Here is a 383-nt window from a genome sequence, read left to right on the forward strand (position 1 = left end):
CACGTTGGGTTTCGCTGCGCTCTACCCAACCTACCTGAAGAATGAATAGGGCACGTTGTATGGATAACTCTAAACGCAAAAAAGCCCGACTCTTTCGAATCGGGCTTTCTCTAATTTGGAGCCTGGCGATGTCCTACTTTCACATGGCAAATGCCACACTATCATCGGCGCTGTTTCGTTTCACTACTGAGTTCGGCATGGGGTCAGGTGGGTCCAAAACGCTATTGTCACCAAGCAAATTTGGTTTTAATTCGCTCATCAGAGCAAATTAATAAATCTGGAAATCTGATATCTTCTTACAGCTTAAAGCTTATGGCTTACAGCTTCGTAAAATCTACTTTAGTTTCTTAACTTCTGTCTGTTACGCTGTCATAAAACGCGTT

Annotated in this window: 1 rRNA gene; it reads right to left on the reverse strand. The window is 43.1% G+C overall.

Going from position 1 to position 383, the window contains the following annotated elements:
* Positions 1-120: 120 nt before the first annotated feature.
* Positions 121-235: ribosomal RNA gene (rrf, locus tag C2M25_RS20700) — 5S ribosomal RNA — on the reverse strand.
* Between the last annotated feature and the right edge of the window lie 148 nt (positions 236-383).

The sequence above is a fragment of the Pseudoalteromonas sp. T1lg21 genome (genome assembly GCF_002964625.1).
Classification (GTDB): domain Bacteria; phylum Pseudomonadota; class Gammaproteobacteria; order Enterobacterales; family Alteromonadaceae; genus Pseudoalteromonas; species Pseudoalteromonas gelatinilytica.